Raw genomic sequence first — 17738 nt, forward strand, 5'->3', positions numbered from 1 at the left:
ACCCCTTCCTGGGTAGGAATCATTTCGCGGGCCTTATCTGTTCGCACTCTGGGGAGGGGGATCCGTGGACAGATTGTTGCTTCTCTCGTCCGACAACAAACGGCGTTACGCCGAGGACATCCAGACGGTGCTGGCGGCGCCGGAGGGTGTACTCGTGCAGTTCCGCTATCGCGACCGATGGGTCACTCCCGCGGTGCGGCGGGCTGTGTCGAGTCGGCAGGTCGAGGGCATCCGCGCAGTACTCGGCTTCGCTGCGAACACGTCGACCAGCGATCCCTTCGTGGTGCCGATCCGCTATGCCACCGTCGCCAAAGCCGAGAAGGTGGCGCATATGTTCATCTTCCAGTTGCGCATCGGCGGCTACACGAATCTGCAGGGCTATCCAGACTCGTTACCGGGCATCGTCACCCAGAGCCGGATCGCTATCGACCAGTTGACTGCCTTCGAGAATGGCGTGTTCCATTCCGCCACCTCGAACTTCCCACGGATGCCGGAGGAGACTTCTGACAACGCACCCGACCGCTGGCTTGCAGCGGCGGAGCGGCTGGCCCTTCACCCAACCTATGAGAACGCATTCTTCCTGCGCGTCGCTTCGATCGAGACCTACCAGGGGAAGGTGGTGCGATGCGACAAGGACGGGCGACTCGAGGCAATCGACGGTCAGTCGCTGCGTATCGTCACGAACATCTACACCAAGCGGTACGTACCGGACTCCGGCTTCAAACTGACCTGCACCCCCGGCGGGCCGAATCTGCGAATCGCGTCGGACGAGGTCTACGACGTTGCGCTGAAGTACGACGCCGTCGATTTCTGGCTGTTCCCTGCGGTGCAGAACTACGACACGTTCTCGCGGGTCAAGATCAGCCTGGCCAGCGAGACGACGCGCGTGCCAACGGTCCCCGCACACGTCCCCCTGTCATTCCGCATCAATCGGTCGAGATCGCGGACTGTTCGTCGCTGGTTCGCGGCCAGCTCTGGAGCCGTACTGGTCGCACTACCGGCCATTCTTGGAGACGGGTCGCCGCTGTCCCTGCGGATCGCCGCTGCCTTGGCCGGCGCCGGCCTGCTCGCGATGAGTGGCGCCGCGCAGAACTCACCGAAGTAGGAGCCGACGATGCGTCTATTGCTGCTGTCCTCCGACGATCGCCAACGGTATGCCGAGGACATCCAGACCGCTCTCGCCGCGCCGCCCGGCGCGATCCTGCAATTCCGCTATCGCGAGAGATGGGTGGAACCGGCGATACAGCGCGCGGTTCCGAGCCATCAAGCCGACGGCCTCCGCGCCGTCCTGGGCTTCGTCGCGAGCGGCAGCGACCCGTTCATTCTGCCGATTCGATACGCCACAGTCGTCCGGGCCGAGTGTGTCGCTGATATGTTCATCTTCAAGTTGCGGGTTGGTGGCTACTTGAACCTGCAGCACGAGTATCCGCTGTCGTTTGCCGACATCGTCGCCAAGAGCCGGGTTACGTCGAGTCAGCTGACGAGGAACGAGAATGCGCGGTTCTATCCGGCCACGTCGAGCTTCCCGCAGATGCCGGAGGAGATCACCGACGATGCCCCCGAGAGGTGGCTGGCCACTGCTCGGCGGCTCGCCCTGCATCCCACCTTCGCGAACTCGTACTTCCTTCGAGTCGCACCGGTCGAGACTCAGCAGGACAGGTCGCTACAGTTCGACGACGAGGGGCGAGTCCGTGCGGTCGACGGCCAGTCGCTCCGGATCGTGACCAACATCTTCGCCGAGACGTACGCGCCGAAGGCGGAGTACAAGCTGACCTGCACGACCGGTGGCACCAACGTGCGGGTTGCCTCCGACGAGGTGTACTACGTCAGGCTCCGGTACGACTCGGTCGAGTTCTGGCTGCACCTGGCCGCGCAGAACTACGACACGCTGTCCGGTGTGAAGGTCAGCCTGGCGAGCGAGAAGGACGGCGCCAAGACGATTCCGGCGCACGTCGGGATTCCCTTGCTGGTCAGCCGGTCGAGGTCGCGGATGCTTCGGCGGTGGAGTGCGGCCAGTGCGGGCGCGGTTCTGGTGGCGTTGCCGGCGATTCTCGGGGAGGGGTCTCCTCTGGGCGTGCGGATCGCGGCGGCGTTGGTCGGGGCTGGTCTGTTGGCCTTGAGCGGTGCCGTGCTCAGCTCTCCGAAATAGCCGTGCTCAGCTCTCCGAAAGTGAGGTCGGGGGGCCGTGGCGCCAGAGTTTCAGGTCTTCGTCTATGCGGATGGCGAGGGCTAGGAGGTTGGCTTCGTGTTCGGGGAGGGTGGCCAGGGAGAGGCCTACGGGGAGGGAGCGGGCGTCGAAGCCGGCGGGGACGCTGAGGGCGGGGAAGTCGGCGATGGACCAGGGGACCGAGAGGCGGATGCGGGGGCCTTTGGGTGGGCGACTGTGGTCGATCAGTGGGGGAGCGGCGTCGATCGTGGGGTGGGCGATCGCGTCCAGGCGATGGGACCGCATGAGTTGTCGCCAGTCGCGGGTCCACTGCTCGCGGAGGCGGAGCGCCTCGTTGTAGCGCTGCGGGCTGATGCGTTCGCCCTTCCGGACGCGTTCGCGGACCTGGGGCGTGTAGAGGTGGCTGTGCGGGACCAGCGCGTCGTGGATCTGGTGAGCTTCGCTCTCGTTGATGGTGTCGAAGACGCCGGTGGACTTCTCCAGGACGCCCTTGGTGCTCGGCGGGTTCTCGATCTCGACCAGTACGGCGCCGCGGCCGACGAGCAGGTCGAGCGCTTCCCGGCAGACCACCGCGATGCGTTCGTCGACGCGTTGCCACGACATCTCGATCGGCAGGCCGATGCGGACACCGGTGAGGTCGTCCGGTGGCCCGAGCGGGTACGGCGGGCAGGGTTCGTTCAGCGAAGCCGGGTCCCGCGGGTCGTGGCCGGCCAGGACGCGCATGAGGAGCGAGATGTCGAGCATCCGGCGGGCCATCGGGCCGGCGACGTCGAACGACGGGCTCAGCGGGATGACGCCGTACCGGGAGATGCGGCCGCGGGCGCTGCGCAGGGTGGAGACGCCGCAGGCGGCCGCCGGGATGCGGAGCGAACCGCCGGTGTCGGTCCCGGTCGCGATCGGGACCATGCGCCCGGCGAGCGCGGCCGCAGATCCACCTGACGATCCACCAGGAGTACGGCGGACGTCCCACGGGTTGGCCGTCGGAGTGGACGCCGTGCCGTAGGCGAACTCGTGGGTCGTCGTCTTGCCGAGCATGCCGGCGCCGGCGGCGGCGAGTCGTTCCCAGACGGCGGCGTCCTCGGCCGGGACGTAGGTGGCCAGCACCTGGCTGCCCGCGGTCGTGAGCACTCCTTTGGTGAGGAACACGTCCTTCACCGCAACCGGTACGCCGGCCAGCGGGCCGACCGGCTCGCCCGTCGCCCGGGCCTCGTCCGCTCGGAGTGCGGCCTCCAGCGCCAGCTCGGGTGTGAGGGTGACGAAGGCACGGACGGCAGGCTCCACCAGGTCGATCCGGCGCAGGCAGTCCTCGACGAGCTCGCGCGCGGAGAGCCGGCGCTGCTCCAGTAATCGGAGCACCTCGGTCAGGCTGAGATCCGCGGCGGAGTCACTCACGTCTGCGAGCCTACGAAAAAATACCCGCCCGGGGAGCCCCGGGCGGGTGTCGAGCAGTTGGGATTGCCGGTCGAGATCAGCGTCCCATCGCGGCGGCCACGTTGTAGAGGCCGAAGCAGAAGACCATGACCACTCCGAAGAGCAGAATGAACAGGATCTGTTTCCAGAAGGAGATCAGGAGTATCGCACTGGCCAGCACGACGACGGTCGCGACGAATTCGTTGGGAGGCATGGCGTTTCCTCTTTTCCTTCGGTTCACTTCCCTTGGTTGCTTGTCTTTCGCCGCTCCTGGGTTAGAGTGAGTCGGCGTATCGGCGGTTCTGGTTACGCTTTCAGTGAACGTCACGACAATCGGTTGTCAATCCAGAAAGATTGGCACCACCGGCTATGTCCGGACATGATTTTGGCATCGTGTCCGCAGCGGTGGCTGCGGCTTTGGCGGCGGCTGGCAGTACGCCGGCGCGTTTCGGCGTACCGTTTCGCGCCAGTTGGCACACCGGACCTGCCAACTGGCAGCCAGGAGATCAACACGCCGCCAAAACTCGCATGTTTGGGAAGTTGCGACGACGCCGCAACGGTCGGTTAGCATGCAGGCGTGGTGATCAGCGCCGCCGGCCCGGCGGCTTCCGCGGTTGTCCCACCGCCTCCAGCCTCAGCAGCAGCGCCTCCCCGAGCCGCCCGGTTCTTCCTCGATGATTGCCGAAGGCCCGCCCCGGAGTTCGCCGACCTGCTGGCCGATGCCGTGCGCCGGCACCGGGTGCCGCACCGGGCGCTGACCGTTCGCACCCTGCTGCACCTGCCACGGCTGGCCCGTCCCAACGGCACCGTCGGCCGGAACCAGGTGATCGCCGAGCTGAATCGCAACGCGGGCCGGTTGGCACACGACCAGCGGAGTATCCAGAATCTCATTCCGCAGGACGAGTACGCGCTCTCGGATCTGCGTTTCGTGCGGCTCGGACATCTCGAGGCGGATCAGATCTTCAGCCGCCTGCATTACCTGCGCAGCGCCCGCCCGGGATCACTCAACTTTGCCCTGGTCGATCCGGTGAACAAGCTTCCGGTGACGTTGTGCAGTGTCTCGTCGCTGGAATGGATGCGGGTCGGACGACAGTTGCAGGCGCAGTTCGGGGTCCCGCTGGGCGCGGCCTGGGACGTGTCCCGGGTGTATTCGTTCGACGTCGCGCCGCCGAATGCGATCTCCTTTCTGCTGGCGAAAGTCCGGCAGGTGATCCGGCGGGAGATTCCGGCGGTTCAACTGCTCACCACCGCGGTCGATCCGAATTTGGGATTCGTCGGCTCGAGCTACCGGGCGGCCAACTGGCAGCAGTGGATGTCCATCGAGGCACGGCCCTACCTGTACGTCGACGGCGTCTACGCCAGCCCCCGTCAGCTCCGGACTCGGTTCGGCGGCGCCAACCTCGCCGAACTGCGCGCCGCCTACCCGCACGGCCGCTTCGAGCAGAGCCGGGCCAAGCTGCTCGACTCGGTCATCTACTGCTGCCGCATCCGCGGCGAGACCGAGCCTGTTCCCGTGGTCGAGCAGCGCCGTCTCCGCCGCTGACCTTCAGGCGGTGCCGCCGTTCGCGCTGAACGGAGAGCGCGCGAGAAGACCCTCGATACGCTTGCGGTCGGGCATGGAGTTGGACAGCGGGAAGTCGGCGGTGGCGCACGACATGGCGGCGGCGGCCCAGATCGCCACCTTCTCGTTGAACTTCCGGTTGTTGTCGATGAGCTTGGCCGCGAGCGCCGCGCAGAAGGCGTCCCGGGCCGCCGACGACTCCTTATAGATGGACGGGATCGTCGGCACCATCAGGACGTCGTGGGCCGGGCCGGAGTAGACCGTGCAGCCGCCGTTGACCAGCATGCAGAGCGTCTCGACGCCGAAGGCGAGCAGGTTCCGGGCGACCGGGTCCGGGTCGAACGGGCCGTGTCCCTGCGAGGCGAAGCTGCCGAGCTCCCAGGGGTGCGCGACGAGGTAGTCGATCCGGCCGAATGTGTCACCCGAGATGCGCTCGTCCTCGTACGGCTGGCCCGGGGTGACGATCGCCACCGGGCGGTTGTCCGGGTCGCGGTGGGCGATCGCCAGCGTGTGCTGCATCGTCGCGCGCGGCACCTCGAACGTCATCAGCAACGCGTCGCACGCGATCAGCTGCTCGTACCGGTCGTTCATGTCCTCCGGGGCCAGGAAGACCTCGGCCTGGTTGCGCCAGTTGACCGCGATGCTGTCGCCGAGCTCCTTCTCGAAGACTCCGGTGAACGGCGTACGGCCGTCGCGCACCCGCTTGACAAGTGAGGTGTCGACCCCTTCGTCCCGCAGGTACTGCACGATCTCGTCGCCGAAGCGGTCGTCGGCGACTGCGGCGATCAGGGAAGTGTGCAGGCCGAGACGGGCCGCTGCGACCGCCTGGTTCAGGCCTTTGCCGCCGGGGGACAGGTCGAAGCTGTACGCCTCGCTCGACGTCTCCGGCGCAGGCAGGGTTCGCATCCGGAAGGTCGCGTCCATCACCGCGCCGCCGACCACGACGATCCGGCCGGCCGGTGCGACGTCGACGGCCGGGGCGGCGTCGAGCATCACGACGGTCTTCGAGCCGACCGAGTAGATGTCGCGGCGGATCAGTTGGTTGGCGAGCTCCCGCAGTACGGCGGGTTCGGTCGTGCCGCGGAGCGCACGGTCGCTCGGGGCCTCGCCGGGCTGGTGGCCGAGGGCCTGGTGCAGGCGGTGCCAGTTGCCGAGCAGGGTCTCGCGGCGGCGGCCGAGCGAGGTGCTGTAAAGCGAACGTGTGATCCGGTCCTCGATGCCGGCCTGGCTGTGGTTGTCGGCGTGCAGTCCGAGGGCGAGGATTGCGTCGGCGACGATCTGCTGGGTGCCGTGGAGGTCGTCGCGGACGCAGGTGGCCACCAGGTCGAAGGCGGCCGAGGCGACGTCGAGCTCGTGGACGGTGGCGAACCGGCGGGTCGCGGCCAGCTCCATGAGTGGGGCCGCGATGCCGGTTCGGGTCGCGTGCAACCGGGCGACGGTCAGGCCGTCGTGGGTGCGCAGCTTTTCGAGCACGCTGGCAAGCAGCAGCACATCCGCGGTCTGCTTGTCGCTGCGGTTGGTCATCCGGCCCCCGGGCTCCTGATCCGTCTCGAACCAAGTATGCGGATCAGCGGGCCACCGGGGAAACCGGATGCGCGCGTCAACGGAGGGCGGTGAGCCAGGTGGCGGCTTGTTTGGCTTGGGTCAGGCGGCGTTCGTAGGTGGCGCCGACGGCGAGGAGGATGGCGCCGGCGGTGCCCAGGGTGATCCAGTGGGGGATCAGCGGGGCTACCTCGAGGAACTGCCAGATGCCGATCTTGGCCAGGACGGCGGCGCCGATGACGAAGGGCGCCTGGAGGCCCAGTTGGGCGCCCAGGACGATGACGGCCACGGCGGCGGCCACGACGAGGGTGAGGCGGATCCAGCTGTCGTTGCCATCGGCAATCAGTTCGGAGGGGACCAGGCCGATCAGCAGGCCGGGGCCGAGGAAGATCCAGCTGGGCTGGTCGCGCCAGGCCAGCACGCCGATCGCGATCATAACGATCGCAGGCGGGACGGTGAACCACTCGATCGTGGTGGCGCCGGCGGACAGGACGAACGCGGTGTTGGCGACCATCAGCAGCAGGCCGGCCACCAGCAGGGCGGGGCGCCGGGCCTGGTTCATGCCATACGCAACCAGCGGTGCGGCGGCGATCGTGAGCACGACCCCGGTGGCGGACTCGGTGGACACCAGGACGGCGACGACCTCAGCGATCAGTACGGCGCTCGCCGACGACCACATCAGCACGCGCTCCAGCGGCCGGCCGATGTACCGGCAGGCGAGGCCGATGCCGCACGCCCCGATTACGGCGAGGCTGACCGCACCCGCCCACAGGCCGATCAACTCGTCCAGCACGAACATCACGACCGCGAATTGCGCGCCCGCACTCGCCACCCCTGCGGCCGGGACCGCGTCGACCACCTTGCGCAGCGCGGCGAAGACGGCCAGTACGGCGACGATACCGGCGATGAACCCGAGTTGCCGGACGTCCGCCTGCCACAGGCAGAACATGAGGTTGGCCGAGGCAACGGTGATGGCCGCCGTGTGCAGGACCAACGAGATCGTTCCGGTACGGCGACCTCGCAGGACCACCGCGATCCCGAGCGCCGCGAAGAGGCCGGTGGTCAGCCAGCGACCCGGCCCGGGGACCTGCGGTAGGCACGTCGCGACGACGAACCCGGCGGCCACAGCGCAGACTGCCTCGCCGAGCCCCTGGGTGATGGATGCCGGGAGCGGCCGCTTCCGCAGGATGAGAACGCCGGTGGCTGCGGCGACGCAAACCACCACGGTGGTGGCGACGACTGTCGCGAGCCCCGTCGTGAACCAGGTGGTGTCGAAGGTGACGGAGTAGGTGACCATCAGGCCAAGGAAGGTCCGGGCCATCCCGGTGACCAGGATGCCGCAGAAGACGACGGCCGAGGTGATCTCCCCGGTACGCCGGACGATCGCCGTACCCTTCGAAGACAGGACCAGTGTGGCGACCACCTGGGCGAGCAGAGCGGCGAGCAGCCACGGCAGGCTGACCCGGTCGGCGAGGACCAGCGGAAGTGGGAGCTGGCCGGCAATAACCGTGGTGACGCCGAAGGTGACGACCTTCGGCGCGAACCGAGTCATCAGCAGGTTGACCAGGGCAACGGCCGCGAAGACGATCGCGCTGTAGGTCAGGTCGTCGACGGTCTCGGCGGCGAACAGTCCGAGGGCGCGGGCGCCGTACAGGTCGAGGATGAGGAGGCCGGAGCCGAGGATGCCGAGGGCTTCGGCGGACGAGGCCAGGGAGGTGCGGCTCGCGGGGACGGCGCCGACGAAGGCGAGAGCGGCGAGGGTGCCGATGATGCCGGCTTGCGCGGCGACGGGGAGGCTGTCCCAGTTGACGGCGAGGAAGGTGACGCCTGCCGCGAGAAGCAGGAGTACGCCGAGGCTGAGCAGGGTGGCCTGTGGACTCAACCGGCGGCGCGGAGGTGCGGGACGCCGTGCCGGCTCAGGTGGTGGTGGGAGCGGCTGCTGGAAGCTGGTCGCCGGCCGTCGGATCGGGGGAGGGGACTGAACCGGCGCCGAGACTCCACGCGGCGGAGGCGGTGGGTAGTAAGGAGCAGGTGGGTAGGCAGGAGCCGGGGGCGGGACGGACGGCGCGGGGCGTGGGGGCGCTTCCACCGTGAGGTGTAGCAGTGTGTGACAAGCCGGGCACTCCAGCGGGGCGGAAACCTGCGTGTTCATGGCATTCCTCCTGAGTCTCACCTCACTATGTCGACGCGGAACGGGTGGCCGCGTGAGTACGTCTACTCAATTCGTGACGTAGGCTGCTGCGGTCTGCCGGTCGTCCAGATTGGCGTGACGAACACGGGGAGCACCATGAACACTGGACATGTCGAGCTCGCAAGGGCTCAGCAGGAACGCTGGCAGACGGCGTACGAGCAGCAGCCGCACCTGCACGGGACGGAACCGTCCGCGGCCGCGCGCTGGGCCGCCGGGGCATTCGGTGCCGCAGGCATCGATGACGTCCTGGAGCTGGGCGCCGGGCAGGGGCGCGACGCGCTCTTCCTGGCGCGGCAGGGATTCAGCGTGCACGCCACGGACTTCTCCGAGTCCGCGCTCGACCAGCTCCGGCTGGACGCGCAGCGTGAGGGACTCGACGACCGCGTCACGGCGGCGCTGCACGACGTCCGCGACCCGCTGCCGCCGGCCGACGCGACCGTCAACGCGGTGTTCGCGAACATCTTGCTCAACATGGCGTTCTCGCGCGCCGAGCTGCGCTCACTGGTCGGCGAGATCCACCGCGTCCTGCGGCCGGGCGGGATCTTCGTGTACGCCGTCTGGTCGGCCGACGACCCGGGCTCGGGCCACTGGCAGGAGCTCGAGGACGGGTTGTCGGAGCACGACGGGTTCGCGGGCCGGTTCTTCGACGCGACGTTGATCCACGAGCTGGCCGAGCGCTGGCGGGTCGACGACATCACGACGTACGCCGAGAGCGCCCGCCGGCTCTGGCGCGTCGCACTCGCGAAACCCAACCCAGCAAGCTGATTCGGCACTCTCCAGCAGGAAGCTGAAGCCGGCTCTAGCAGTACCCGGTTCCGAAAAGGTGAAGTTCACTCTAGCTGCGGCGCACCAGGTTGCGGTGTGGTCACCAAAGCGAAAAGTTGCATTGACGAACCCGACCGGTTCCGACAAGCTCTGTCCGCGTCTCACATTCGACCATCGGAGAATCAGCAATGCAGTGGTACATCGACGTCATCAAGAAGTACGCCGTGTTCGACGGGCGGGCCCGGCGCAAAGAGTTCTGGATGTTCACGCTGTTCAGCTTCATCGTCTCCCTGATCCTGGTCATCATCGACCGGATCATCGGGACGACGTACGGCCCCGGGAACAACGGCGTCCTCCAGTCGATCTACAGCCTGGCCGTGCTGCTGCCGACGATCGGCGTCTCCATCCGTCGGCTGCACGACACGAACCGCAGCGGTTGGTGGCTCCTGCTGTGGCTGACCTGCATCGGCTTGATCGTGCTGATCATCTTCTGGGCGTTGGAGGGCAACGCCGGGGACAACAAGCACGGCCCTGACCCGAAGGCCGCCGAGCGCTTCGGCCAGCCGGGCGCGGGTCCGGCCGAGCCGGGCTACCCGACGGTCTGAGCTGCCCGTTCAGAGCTGACAGAACGCCCCGCGAACTCGTCGAGTTCGCGGGGCGTTGTGCTGTCTGTGGATTTCCCTGTGGAGAAGATGTCAGCTGGCCTGGCTGACCGTCGACATGTTGAAGTCCGGCACGAGCAGCGGCGGGGTCGCGGTCCGGGAGAAGTAGTCGCCCCACTCGCGCGAGAACGACGGCACGGTGGCGCCGGCCTGGGTGAAACGAGCCAGCAGGTCGACCGGGCTCTCGTTGAACCGGAAGTTGTTCACGGCACCGGTCACCTCGCCGTTCTCGACCAGGTAGACGCCGTCCCGGGTCAGCCCGGTGAGCAGCAGGGTCTGCGGATCCACCATTCGGATGTACCAGAGGCAGGTCAGCAGCAGCCCGTGGTCGAGCCCGGCGACCAGGTCGTCGGTGGACCCGCTCGCGCCGTCGACGGTCAGCACGTAGTTGTCGATGTCCGGTGTCGCGGTCTGCGCACCGATCAGGTCGGCCGTGTGCCGGCTGGTCATCAGGGTCTCGAGCTTGCCGCTGCGAATCCAGTCCGTCGCGCTCAGTGTCAGCCCGTTGTCGAACACGCTGGACGAGCCGCCGGACGACCGTGCCACCGCGAACGGAAACGTCTCCAACCCGGGGAACTGCGGGTCCGACCGCAGGTGTACCGGCTGCGGCGACAGCACGTCGCCGACCCGCGTTCCACCTGACGGTTTGGCGAACACGCTGCGCCCCTCGAACGCTTCCCGCCCGTCCAGGCACCAGTAGAGGTACGTCGTGAGGTCCGCAACGGCAGCCGGTGGCAGCACGGTCGCGTGCCGGCCGGCGTCCACCGACACGGTCCGGCGGGCCCAGCCGAGGCGGCGAGTCAGCTCGGTGTCGATCGCATGCGCGTCGATGTCGGTGAAGTCGCGGGTGGCGGCGCCGACCCAGGCGGACTGGCTGAGGTCGCCCGACTTGCCGGTCGCGGTGACGAACCCGCGGGGGAGTGCCTGCCGCAACCGCAGTCCGGCGGACGAGCCGACGTACAGGGTGATGACCTGGTGGTCGGCGAAGCCGTAGAGCCAGCGGTTCTCGTGGCCGGCCCGCTTGAGCGTGTCGCCGAGGGCGGGCGCGAACTTCTCGTAGACGCTGACCGAGGTCTCCTCGGGCTCGGCGTCCCAGTCCGTGCCGGCCGTGCCGTCGATCAGCGGACGGGCGTCGTCGGCCGGGCTCGACGACCGTGCGGTCGCCACCGCGGCCGACACGATGTCCCGCAACGACGCGTCGGTGACCGAGGAGCGGCCGACCACTCCGGCCGCCGTACCCTCGCCGGCTCCGACGGTCGCGATCACGGTCACGCTGGAGCCGCGCATGGCGCCGTTGGTGGTCAGGGTGTTGTTGGCCCAGCGCAGGTTCGTGCTCGAGGTCTCGGTGACGATGACGACGCAACCGTCGGCGCCCTCGGCCGCAGCCAGGGCGAGGCCCCGCTCGATCGTGTCCTGCGGGGTGAGCTGAATGGCGGTCGTCACCGGCCGGCCTCCTGCGTGGTGTTGAGGATGTTGACGCCGCGGAACAGGGCGGACGGGCAGCCGTGGCTGACGGCGCCGCTCTGGCCGGGCTGGGCCTTGCCGCAGTTCAGCGCGCCGCCGAGGACGTACGTCTGCGGGCCGCCGATCGCCTCCATCGAGCCCCAGAAGTCGGTCGTGGTGGCCTGGTACGCGACGTCGCGGACCTGGCCGTCCAGCTTGCCGTCCGTGATCTTGTAGAACCGCTGGCCGGTGAACTGGAAGTTGTACCGCTGCATGTCGATCGACCAGGACTTGTCGCCGACGATGTAGATGCCGTTCTGCACCCGGGAGATGAGCTCCTCGGTGGACGGGCCGTCGGGCGCGGGTTGCAGCGAGACGTTGGCCATCCGCTGGATCGGGATGTGGCCGGACGAGTCGGCGTACGCGCAGCCGTTGGAGCGCGGGGTGCCGAGCAGGTCCTCGTTGACCTTCGCCATCCGGCGGTCGACCTGGTAGCCGACCAGGACGCCGTCCTTGACCAGGTCCCACTGCTGGCCGGCCACGCCCTCGTCGTCGTACCCGACGGTGGACAGGCCGTGCTCGGCGGTGCGGTCGCCGATGACCTGCATGATCGGCGAGCCGTACTGCAGCGTGCCGAGCTTGTCGGTGGTGGCGAAGCTGGTGCCGGCGTAGTTGGCCTCGTAGCCGAGCGCGCGGTCGAGCTCGGTGGCGTGGCCGATCGACTCGTGGATGGTGAGCCAGAGGTTGGTCGGGTCGACCACGAGGTCGTAGGTGCCGGCCTCGACGGTCGGCGCGGCCATCTTCTCGGCCAGCCAGCCGGGCAGCTGGGCCAGCTCCTCGTCCCAGTTCCAGCCGGTGCCGGTGAGGTACTCCCAGCCGCGGCCGGCCGGCGGCGCGCAGGTGCTCATCGAGTCGAACCGGCCACTCTCCGCGTCGACGGCGAACGCGGTGATCTTCGGGCCGATCCGGACCCGCTGCTGCGTGTACGACGTACCCGCGGAGTTCGCGTAGTACTTGCACTCGTGGACCGAGGCGACGCCGACGGTCACGTGGGCGACGCCGTCGGCATTGAGCAACCGGTCGCTGTAGTCGGTCAGCAGCGCGACCTTCTCGGCACGCGGCAGGCTGAGCGGGTCGATCTCGTACGACGACACCCAGCTGACGTCGGTGTAGACGGGCTCGTCGGCCAGCTCGATCGTCTCGGCGTTGATCGGCCGGGACACCTGGGCCATGTTCACCGCCTGCTCGGCGACCTGGACGGCCTCGTCCTTGGTCAGCGCGACCCCGGCGGCGAAACCCCAGGTGCCGTCGTGGATCACCCGGACCGCGAGGCCGAGGTCCTCGTCGTCCTGGGCGTTCTCCAGCTGGCTGTCGCGCAGGGAGATCGACTCCGACCGGATCCGCTCCAGCCGGAACTCGGCGAACGTTGCGCCGAGGTCCTTGGCCCGTTGCAGGGCGGCCTCGGCAAGCTCATGACGGGGAAGGGCGAGAAAACTCGCATCGACTTCTGGCACATCACGACCCTATACACGGAACCTGGCCTGCGGCTGCGGTGTACTCACATTGTCAACAGGTTGACCAGGAGGGGCGATCAGCGGAGGCGGCGAGGCGGAGATCGTTGCTCGGGTGCGGGGCGGGGAGTCTGCCGCGTACGGCGAGCTGGTGGTGCTGCACGCCCAGGTGGCGAAGCGTACGGCGGTGTTCCTCGGAGCCGGTGCGGATGCGGACGACGTCGTGCAGGAGGCGTTCGTCAAGGCGTACCGGGCGCTCGGGAGCTTCCGGACCGGCGCCGCCTTCCGGCCCTGGTTGCTGCGGATCGTGGCCAACGAGACGCGGAACGTACTGCGGTCGCGCAGCCGCCGGTCCCACCGCGAGGAGCTGGCCGCGCCGCTGGACGTCGTACTGGACCCTGCCGAGGAGGCGGTGTCGCTGGAGCGGCGGCGCGAGCTGCAGGCTGCAGTGCGGTCGCTGCCCGAGCCGTTCCGCCTGGTGGTGACCTGCCGCTACCTGCTGGACCTGGACGAGCAGGAGACGGCAGTGGTGCTCGGCTGGCCGCGCGGGACGGTCAAGTCCCGCCTGCACCGAGCACTGGGACGCCTACGGGACTCACTACCTGACAAGGAGGTGCAGCGATGAACATGGACGACGAGCTGAGGGCTCTCGGCCGTTCCACCGTCGTACCTCCGGTGGACGAGGGCTTGACGGCTGCCGTGCTGACACGTGTGGCCGACGTACCGATCCGGCGCTCGCTGCGGGACCGGTGGCGCACGTTCCTGGCCCTCTTCCTCGTGCTGGTCGCAGGTGCGGTCGCGACGCCACCAGTCCGGGCGACCGTGGCGGAGTGGCTCAATATCGGGGGAGTGCAGGCCCAGCCCGTCGCGAGTGCACCGACCAGTCCGCCGACCCTGCCCGCGGTCACCGGTGAGCTGTCGCTGGCGGAAGCGCAACGCATCGCGGGGTTCAAGCCCGGCGTGCCTGCTGAGCTGGGCGTACCTGCGGGGGTCGAGGCCTCACCGGGCTTCGTAGCGGTCGGCTGGGCCGGCGTACGGCTGGAGCAGTTCCGGGCCGAGGTGTCGCCGCTGTACGTGAAGAAGTACTACAGCAGCCTGCAGCATGTGCCGGAGCTCAACGGCTACTGGTTCGACGGTCCGCACGAGCTGGTGCTGGAAGAGGCAACCGGAACCGAGCGGCGCGTCCGCGTGGCCGGTCCGACGCTGGTCTGGGTGGACAGCGGCGTCACATTCCGCCTGGAAGGGGTCGCGGACAAGGCACGCGCGATCCGGCTCGCCCAGGGAACCTCGTAGCCGTCGGCGGTGTACCAGAGGTAGTCATCGTTCCCAGGGGAGGGCTGCCATGGTCCGCCGTACTCTTGCGTTCTGCATCGCGCTGTTAGCTGTCGCCGCCTTCGGAGCCGCGCCCGCCCAGGCCGGCGGGCCGACCAGCGTGGTGCTCAGCAGCCCGCCCAAGGTGGTTGCCATCGGCTACGAGGACAGCCAGTACGACGAGCTCCAGCGACTGACCGACGTCAGCGGATCACGCGACCCGGTCGGCAAGGAGCAGCACGAGGTCGGCCGGTTCGTCCGTGCCACCTGGCTGATCCACGACATGTCGGTCTGGCGGATCGACATCATCTACCCGGACGCGCCCGGCGGCCCCTGGATCGCGACCAGGGCGTCGCTGGACGGCAGCACGCTGCCGGAGAAGCCCGCCTGGCACACCGCCACCGACCGCGTGGCCCTGCTGAAGCTCCTGGGCTCCATGAAGCTGCTCGACGGCAACGCCTGGGGCGGTCCGACCGAGTCCTACGGGCAGGTCGACTCGGCTCCCGCTGCCGAGGAGCCGCCGGCTGCGGCGGCTGCAGCCGAGACCACGGGCTTCTTCACCGGCTGGCGCTGGACCATCCCGGGCTTCCTGCTCGGTGCAGTGGCGGCGGTGGTCGCCGTACGGATGTTGCCCAAGCGCCGCGACTGGCAGCTGGTCGACGCCGAGTGACCGCTCAGACCGGCTGAGCGGCGAGCGAGAACCCCGCGAACAGCCTCCCACCGTGCTGGTCGAGGATGCGGTCCACGTCCTCGACCAGCGCAGCGTTGTCTCGTACGCCGGCCAGCAACAGACGAGCGTGGTCCGTCCCGTGTGCTTCGTCGTACGACTTGAGCTCCCGCAGCAGACCCTTGCCAGTGCCCGACCAATGCTGCGAGCCGGTGAGCAGCAGTCGAGCCGCGTCCTGCCACAGCACCGACGCAATGGCCGTGCGTACGTCGTCGGTCGCAGCATCCGTCAGGTCGTCCAGGAGACAAGTGATCCCGTAGCGGAGCAGCTCGAGCTCGGCGGTCGTCAGCGGCCGCGGACCGGCCGCGACCTCGTCGAGACAGGCCTGCTGCAGCCGTGCTCCGGACCCGTCGGTGTCGAGCAGCACAATCGACTCGCCGACGAGCCGCATCATGGTCGGCTGCCGCCGCTGCCGGTCCTTCTCGCTGAAGTGTTCGAGCGAGGCCTCCGTGTGCACGAACAGCTCAACCGGCCAGTCGCCGTACTCGAGCGACCGCCGCATCGGCGCCGGCGGACCGCTCAGCAGCACGGTGATGTCCAGGTCGGACGTCGAGGAGGCATCGCCGCGTACGACGCTGCCGCCGAGCCACGCTGCCCGCGCGTCCGGATACTCCTCGTCCACCAGTTGCCGTGCGACCTCCGCCGCGTCGATTGCCATTGCACCAGTGTCCGCTCGCCCGCTGCGCTGCTCCACCGAGTTTCAGGCCTGCACAGGGGAGGCGATGACGACGGTGACGTCGGCTGAGCTGTCGTTGGTGTGGTAGCCGTGCGGAGCGTCGCCTGCGAAGGCCAGCAGGTCGCCCTGGGCGAGCTGGCGGAGGTCTCCGGACGGTCCGGCTGCCAGGTGACCCGAGGCGACCAGCAGGTGCTCGTTGGTGCCCGGAGCGTGCGGTACGCCTTCCACTGAGGTGTTCGGCGGCAGGCGGAGTCGCCAGATCTCCAAGCTGTTGCCTCCACTGATCCGCCTGAGCAGTTCTCTGGTCGGTCCGTCGGCATCGGCCTTGGTCGCATGCAGGTGCAGCGTCCCGGTGTCGGTCGGACGCGTCAGCAGGTCAGTGAGGGGGAGTGCCAAGGCGACAGCGATCGCGTCGAGCGTGTCGATCGTCGGATTGCTGGCACCGGCCTCGAGCTGGGACAGCGTCGCCTTGCTGAGACCGGTCCGCCGCGCCAGCTCTGCCTGACTCATCCCGCGCTGCTGGCGCCGCCGCAGTACCTGCAGACCGGCCGCCGCGGCCGCACTGCTGACCGACCGCGTCACCGCAGCGGCCGATGCGTCGCCGTATAGGAGACGCGGATGCGCCCCTTCTTCACCTTCACACCGGAGACGGTGACTGCCGCCAGGTCCGCAAGGCTGCGTACGTGCGTCCCACCACACGGCGCCTCGTGCAGCTCTCCGATCCGGACAACCCGCAGCCCGTCTCGCTCGGTCGCACTGACGGCGAGGTCCGCAGCAATCGCCGTGTCCACACCTGCCTGGATCCGCTCGGCCGAGTCGGTCAGGTCGACACCGTCCTGCGCCGTGAACTCGATGCGTGCCTGCCCGGGGAAGTGGTTGTTGCCCGCCCACGTCCAGCCCAGACCACGAGCAACTCCGTCCACCACATGCCCCGCAGTGTGCAGAGCCGCATGCAGCAGCCGAGCCTCGGCATCCACCCGCGCCCGTACGACGTCGCCCGCGCCCAACCCGGTCGGCGCAGCAGTCGCCAGGTACACCAGCCCGTCCGCACCCCGCACAGGCACACCTTCGAAATCGCCGACCCAGCCGCGGTCCGCCGGCTGCCCGCCACCCTGCGGATGGAACAGGTTCTCCCGCACGGCAACTCCGGTGTCCCCGGCGGCGAAAACCCGCGTCACCACCTCGGTCAGGTAGCTGTCCTCGAGGTAGATCGGATGCTGGACGACCGGGGCAATCTGCTGAACCATACGTTCACTATATCAAACGCGGTTATGCTGGCGTTCGTGCAGAAGAAGCTGACCCTTCAACCCGCGGCGCCGGATGAGCTCGTCGACGTGCTCGCCGTACTGGACGAAGCCGCCGCCTGGTTGCGGGAGTCGGGGATCGAGCAGTGGCCCGACAGCTTCAAGGCCCGGTGGGTCGAGCCGGCCATCGAACGCGGCGAGACCTGGCTGGCGCGGATCGACGGCGAGGTCGCCGGGACGATCACGCTCGACTGGGACGATCCGCTGTGGGAAGACGCTCCCGGGTTGTCGGGCTACGTGCACCGGATGGCGGTCCGGCGCTCGGCGAGCGGCTTGGGCGCCGCGCTGCTCGACTGGGCGGCGGCGACCAGCAGCTCACTCGGCTGTCGCTATCTGCGGCTCGACTGCGTCCGGTCGAACAGCCGGCTCAGGTCGTACTACGAGGCCCGCGGCTTCCAGCACCACGGCGACGCCGAGGTCGGCGTCCCGCTGACCTGGGTGAGCCGGTACCAGCTCGCGCTCTGAAGC

General features: G+C 68.6%; 18 protein-coding genes. 9 read left to right on the forward strand and 9 right to left on the reverse strand.

The genetic code is table 11. From position 1 onward, the window contains the following. Positions 1–64: 64 nt before the first annotated feature. Entirely contained in the window at positions 65–1105 is a 1041-nt protein-coding gene (locus ACIBGM_RS20485) for a hypothetical protein (RefSeq protein ID WP_360529250.1), read from the forward strand. 9 nt (positions 1106–1114) lie between these two features. After that, positions 1115–2149, forward strand: a complete 1035-nt coding sequence (locus ACIBGM_RS20490; protein WP_396386439.1) for a hypothetical protein — start codon at positions 1115–1117, stop codon at positions 2147–2149. 6 nt (positions 2150–2155) lie between these two features. Here ACIBGM_RS20490 and ACIBGM_RS20495 read toward each other — a convergent pair whose 3' ends face one another. Together ACIBGM_RS20495 and ACIBGM_RS20500 are read right to left on the reverse strand one after the other, a co-directional pair. Continuing rightward, on the reverse strand, positions 2156–3559 hold the full coding sequence (locus ACIBGM_RS20495; protein ID WP_396386440.1) for an amidase: 1404 nt from the start codon (positions 3557–3559) through the stop codon (positions 2156–2158). Positions 3560–3635: 76 nt separating this feature from the next. Beyond that, on the reverse strand, positions 3636–3791 hold the full coding sequence (locus ACIBGM_RS20500; protein WP_360529241.1) for a hypothetical protein: 156 nt from the start codon (positions 3789–3791) through the stop codon (positions 3636–3638). A 609-nt stretch (positions 3792–4400) separates the two neighbouring features. On the opposite strand from ACIBGM_RS20500, the gene ACIBGM_RS20505 reads away from it, so the two are divergent. After that, the gene (locus ACIBGM_RS20505; protein ID WP_360529239.1) at positions 4401–5120 is read left to right on the forward strand and encodes a hypothetical protein; all 720 of its coding nucleotides are present in this window, start codon (positions 4401–4403) and stop codon (positions 5118–5120) included. A gap of 3 nt (positions 5121–5123) precedes the next feature. Here the strand turns inward: ACIBGM_RS20505 and ACIBGM_RS20510 are convergent, their stop codons facing one another. Continuing rightward, on the reverse strand, positions 5124–6662 hold the full coding sequence (locus tag ACIBGM_RS20510) for a PfkB family carbohydrate kinase (RefSeq protein ID WP_396386441.1): 1539 nt from the start codon (positions 6660–6662) through the stop codon (positions 5124–5126). 76 nt (positions 6663–6738) lie between these two features. After that, positions 6739–8562, reverse strand: a complete 1824-nt coding sequence (locus ACIBGM_RS20515) for an SCO7613 C-terminal domain-containing membrane protein (RefSeq protein ID WP_396386442.1) — start codon at positions 8560–8562, stop codon at positions 6739–6741. 405 nt (positions 8563–8967) lie between these two features. On the opposite strand from ACIBGM_RS20515, the gene ACIBGM_RS20520 reads away from it, so the two are divergent. Both ACIBGM_RS20520 and ACIBGM_RS20525 read left to right on the forward strand, forming a co-directional pair. Beyond that, entirely contained in the window at positions 8968–9636 is a 669-nt protein-coding gene (locus ACIBGM_RS20520; protein WP_396386443.1) for a class I SAM-dependent methyltransferase, read from the forward strand. 188 nt (positions 9637–9824) lie between these two features. After that, positions 9825–10241 carry a DUF805 domain-containing protein gene (locus ACIBGM_RS20525; protein ID WP_396386444.1) on the forward strand — a complete coding sequence of 139 codons (417 nt, stop codon included), beginning with the start codon at positions 9825–9827 and terminating at the stop codon, positions 10239–10241. Positions 10242–10331: 90 nt separating this feature from the next. Here ACIBGM_RS20525 and ACIBGM_RS20530 read toward each other — a convergent pair whose 3' ends face one another. After that, positions 10332–11741 (reverse strand): metallopeptidase TldD-related protein, encoded by a 1410-nt coding sequence (locus tag ACIBGM_RS20530; protein WP_396386445.1) that lies wholly within the window; start codon positions 11739–11741, stop codon positions 10332–10334. Beyond that, the gene (locus tag ACIBGM_RS20535; RefSeq protein WP_396386446.1) at positions 11738–13255 is read right to left on the reverse strand and encodes a TldD/PmbA family protein; all 1518 of its coding nucleotides are present in this window, start codon (positions 13253–13255) and stop codon (positions 11738–11740) included. Before ACIBGM_RS20535 ends, ACIBGM_RS20530 begins: the two co-directional genes overlap by 4 nt. A 112-nt stretch (positions 13256–13367) precedes the next feature. Between ACIBGM_RS20535 and ACIBGM_RS20540 the strand changes: the two genes are divergently transcribed. From ACIBGM_RS20540 to ACIBGM_RS20550, 3 genes are read left to right on the forward strand one after another with little or no spacing between them, the layout of a single operon-like run. Beyond that, a complete protein-coding gene (locus tag ACIBGM_RS20540; RefSeq protein WP_396386447.1) occupies positions 13368–13877 on the forward strand; it encodes an RNA polymerase sigma factor in 510 nt (169 codons plus the stop codon). Next, a complete protein-coding gene (locus ACIBGM_RS20545) occupies positions 13874–14545 on the forward strand; it encodes a hypothetical protein (protein WP_360529215.1) in 672 nt (223 codons plus the stop codon). The genes ACIBGM_RS20540 and ACIBGM_RS20545 overlap by 4 nt, the downstream gene beginning before the upstream one ends. Before the next feature lie 49 nt (positions 14546–14594). Next, the gene (locus ACIBGM_RS20550) at positions 14595–15233 is read left to right on the forward strand and encodes a hypothetical protein (RefSeq protein WP_396386448.1); all 639 of its coding nucleotides are present in this window, start codon (positions 14595–14597) and stop codon (positions 15231–15233) included. A 4-nt stretch (positions 15234–15237) separates the two neighbouring features. On the opposite strand, the gene ACIBGM_RS20555 is transcribed toward ACIBGM_RS20550, so the two are convergent. The 3 genes from ACIBGM_RS20555 to ACIBGM_RS20565 are packed head-to-tail and all read right to left on the reverse strand — an operon-like array spanning position 15238 to position 17213. Further along, entirely contained in the window at positions 15238–15948 is a 711-nt protein-coding gene (locus ACIBGM_RS20555) for a nucleotidyltransferase domain-containing protein (RefSeq protein WP_396386449.1), read from the reverse strand. Positions 15949–15990: 42 nt separating this feature from the next. Beyond that, positions 15991–16548 (reverse strand): XRE family transcriptional regulator, encoded by a 558-nt coding sequence (locus ACIBGM_RS20560; protein WP_360529206.1) that lies wholly within the window; start codon positions 16546–16548, stop codon positions 15991–15993. Next, positions 16545–17213: a hypothetical protein gene (locus tag ACIBGM_RS20565; protein ID WP_396386450.1), complete on the reverse strand. Its 669-nt coding sequence runs from the start codon at positions 17211–17213 to the stop codon at positions 16545–16547. Before ACIBGM_RS20565 ends, ACIBGM_RS20560 begins: the two co-directional genes overlap by 4 nt. A gap of 36 nt (positions 17214–17249) precedes the next feature. Here ACIBGM_RS20565 and ACIBGM_RS20570 point away from each other — a divergent pair, with 36 nt between their 5' ends. Next, positions 17250–17735, forward strand: coding sequence for a GNAT family N-acetyltransferase (locus ACIBGM_RS20570; RefSeq protein WP_360529200.1), 486 nt, complete (start codon positions 17250–17252; stop codon positions 17733–17735). Positions 17736–17738: the final 3 nt, after the last annotated feature.

The organism is Kribbella sp. NPDC050470, assembly GCF_044458365.1.
Lineage (GTDB): Bacteria > Actinomycetota > Actinomycetes > Propionibacteriales > Kribbellaceae > Kribbella.

Bases quoted from the DNA above. Each gene is read 5' to 3' on its own strand.
- ACIBGM_RS20490 (WP_396386439.1), top strand. From the start codon at position 1,115: ATGCGTCTATTGCTGCTGTCCTCCGACGATCGCCAACGGTATGCCGAG.
- ACIBGM_RS20500 (WP_360529241.1), bottom strand. From the start codon at position 3,791: ATGCCTCCCAACGAATTCGTCGCGACCGTCGTCGTGCTGGCCAGTGCG.
- ACIBGM_RS20510 (WP_396386441.1), bottom strand. From the start codon at position 6,662: ATGACCAACCGCAGCGACAAGCAGACCGCGGATGTGCTGCTGCTTGCC.
- ACIBGM_RS20520 (WP_396386443.1), top strand. From the start codon at position 8,968: ATGAACACTGGACATGTCGAGCTCGCAAGGGCTCAGCAGGAACGCTGG.
- ACIBGM_RS20525 (WP_396386444.1), top strand. From the start codon at position 9,825: ATGCAGTGGTACATCGACGTCATCAAGAAGTACGCCGTGTTCGACGGG.
- ACIBGM_RS20545 (WP_360529215.1), top strand. From the start codon at position 13,874: ATGAACATGGACGACGAGCTGAGGGCTCTCGGCCGTTCCACCGTCGTA.
- ACIBGM_RS20550 (WP_396386448.1), top strand. From the start codon at position 14,595: ATGGTCCGCCGTACTCTTGCGTTCTGCATCGCGCTGTTAGCTGTCGCC.
- ACIBGM_RS20555 (WP_396386449.1), bottom strand. From the start codon at position 15,948: ATGGCAATCGACGCGGCGGAGGTCGCACGGCAACTGGTGGACGAGGAG.
- ACIBGM_RS20565 (WP_396386450.1), bottom strand. From the start codon at position 17,213: ATGGTTCAGCAGATTGCCCCGGTCGTCCAGCATCCGATCTACCTCGAG.